This window comes from Facklamia sp. P13069, assembly GCF_050409405.1.
Classification (GTDB): Bacteria; Bacillota; Bacilli; order Lactobacillales; family Aerococcaceae; genus Facklamia.
In genome coordinates this window covers 1-2,997 of record NZ_JBNUPN010000049.1, presented here as the reverse complement: position 1 = coordinate 2,997, position 2,997 = coordinate 1, and the positions used below count along the sequence as shown (strand labels likewise).

The 2,997-nt window shown below is 35.1% G+C and carries 2 protein-coding genes; both read right to left on the bottom strand.

What is annotated here, in order from left to right; translation table 11 throughout:
- Positions 1-99: 99 nt before the first annotated feature.
- Complete coding sequence (locus tag ACQV2T_RS09260; RefSeq protein ID WP_428874898.1) at positions 100-2,085, bottom strand: FtsX-like permease family protein; 1,986 nt, start codon at positions 2,083-2,085, stop codon at positions 100-102.
- Positions 2,079-2,837, bottom strand: coding sequence for an ABC transporter ATP-binding protein (locus tag ACQV2T_RS09255; protein ID WP_428872750.1), 759 nt, complete (start codon positions 2,835-2,837; stop codon positions 2,079-2,081). The genes ACQV2T_RS09260 and ACQV2T_RS09255 overlap by 7 nt, the downstream gene beginning before the upstream one ends.
- Between the last annotated feature and the right edge of the window lie 160 nt (positions 2,838-2,997).

Genomic DNA, 2,997 nt, shown 5'->3' with positions numbered 1-2,997 from the left:
TAAAAAATAGAGTTGAGGCCTTCGGCCATCAACCCTATAAATTATAGAACCAATACTTAAAACACCTGCTTTCTTTTTAAAAAAAGCAGGTGTTTTTATTTAATCTTCTTGATTGATAATGCGGTAGTATGACCGAGAAGTTAGATGGTAGAAAATCAGATAGAATAGAATAAATCCCGATAGGACCATACTGAAGCTAAACAAATAATCATTAAAATTATTAACACCTAATAAACCTAACAGTTTGAATATAATTTGACTCGCAAACAGATTATGAACAACTGCAATGATTAAAGGTAAGAAGAAAAACCAAAGTACTTGAGAGCGGATGGTTTTCTTAATTAATTGTAAAGGTAAGCCCACTTGTTTCATAATTTGATAATTCTTTTTATCTGCATAACCTTCTGATATTTGCTTGAAGTAAAGCATCAAGATCATTCCTATTATCAGTACACTTGAAACGATAAGACCGATAAATAATAAGCCACCATTAAGCTGATAGAGCAACTCCTTTTTATAGGCCTTACTCTCCATGAAAAAGCCTTGCTCATCAACCAATTTTTGAACTGTTTTTTCAAACTGAGGCTCTTTCAAATCAAAATATAAAGAGCTTACAGTGGATAATTCTATATCGGACTTATCTAATAAATACCTTTGCATCGCTTGTAACTCTGCTAAAGAATTGACACCAAAATACAGTGCATCAACACCAATGGTATAAGGAATAATTTCACCTTTACCAATATAGACCGCGCGTTCTAATCCATCTTTCCAATAAATTTTTTCCCAATGTGATACATCCTTTAAATTAGAAGCAAGAACCCACTGATCTTCTGGAACAGATTCATCGGGATATCTAGCTAGATAATCTGCCTTTAACCCGAGAATAACAAAGCTATGCTCTCCTTCTTCCACTTTTTGCTTTTGACCAGGCTCTAACAAAGGATAAATATGATCTTCTTTAATCAAGACAGCCTCCATCGCATTTGTCTCAATTAAATTGTTCGAAATCAAATCAGTTGATTGAAGTTCTGCTTGAAAATTTCGTAACAATTCTAATTGTTCCTCTGTTGTTTTTTCATAGGCTTGAGAAGGAGCAAAAGTTATTTCATACTCTCTTGGCATGGAACCTTCAGCAGCTGCTTCCATATTGCGATAGGTGGTTAAGGTCATTGCCAAGACCATCATAATACCAGTGGCTAAAATGGTTATCGAGGCTAATGATGTGGCATTTTTACTTATTCTCTGCAACATGCCTGAAGTACTTAAGAAATGAGTGGGTTGATAATAATAGCGCTTATTTTTTTGCATCAATTTCAACACAAACACCATAAAAGCCATGAAAAAAGAATATGTTCCGATCATCACTAAGAAAATAGCGATAAAAATCATAGACAGTGAATCTAAAACACCTTGAGTAGTAAGAGCAATATAATAGCCAGCCGCTAAGGTGATTAAACATATCGCCAAAATAATCCAGCGGTTCTTAACTCGCCCTTGTCCCTTACGGCTATCCTTCATCAAATCCAGCGACTGTAAACGATGAATTTTTAAGATGGATAAGAGATAGATAATAGCGTAAGTTCCCACCATCAATACTAAGGTTTCTAGGGCCGCTTTAGGATCAAAAGGATAATCCATAAATCCGGCTCCGGTATCCTTCATTAAACGATTAAATAAGACAAACAAAAAATTACCACTTAAATAACCTATTAAAACACTAAATAAAGCATTAACTAAGAGGACAATCGTAAATTGAATGAACGAAATACGACCTACATGCTTTTTGGCTAATCCTAGAATGGAATAGAGACCAAATTCTTGCGTTAACTTTTTTCGTATAAAGCTAGAAGCGTACAAAACAATAATAATATTCAAAAGAGTCGCAAAGAAAACACCAATCATCAATATAGAATTTAAACTGGCTGACCGTTCGATAATATATTGATTGCCAGTGAGCGATAAAATAATATATTCTAAAGCAAACAGAATAATGGAAGCAAGACTGAAAGGTAAAAAAAGTTCTTTGTTCGACTTCATTGATTTTATAGCTGACTTACGGATAACAGTCGACATACTTAGCATTTTGCTTCCCTCCGTCCATTCAACATCGCTAAGGCGTCAGCAATCGCATCTTGAAAATCAAGTGATGATTGTTGGCCTCGATATATTTCATGATAAATGACGCCATCTTTGATAAACAAAACTCGGTTAGCAGAAGACGCTGCCTTTATCGAGTGAGTGACCATCAAAATCGTATTACTTGCTTGATTTAATTTTACAAAAATTTGCATAATCTGTTCAGAAGTCTTTGAATCTAAGGCCCCAGTGGGTTCATCAGCTAGAATAATATCCGGTTGATTGATTAGAGCACGAGAAATTGCAATCCGTTGCGCTTGGCCTCCTGATATTTCATAGGGATATTTATCTAATAGTGCCTCTACCCCCACCAAACTAGCTACCCTTTTAAGTTGTTCTTCCATTTCAACCACTGATTTCTGTGATAAAACCATTGGTAAGAGGATATTGTCCCGGTTGGTAAATCCATCTAATAAATTAAAATCTTGAAAAACAAACCCTAGCTTCTCACGGCGAAAACTGGCAATTTGCTCTTCTTTAAGCCCCGACAAATCAAAATCATTTATCAAGACACGACCGGCAGTCGGTTGATCAAAAGTCGCTAAAATATTCAGTAAAGTTGATTTCCCCGACCCTGACTCTCCCATAATAGCTACATATTCTCCTTCATTAATAGCAAAATTAACATCTCTTAAGGCGATAGTCTTATTGCCTCTCCCACTGTATATTTTTTCAACATGTTCTACACTTAATAACATAAACTAGTCCCCCCTCTATTTCTTAAATCAAGTCTATAGGAATATTTAATTATCAGCCTTTATCAAAACTTACAAATTGTAAAAGAACCTTACATTTTTGTAAGGTTCAGACTGTAGACAAAGTCCTCTAAATCACCAACCTATGGTGATTTAGAGGGCT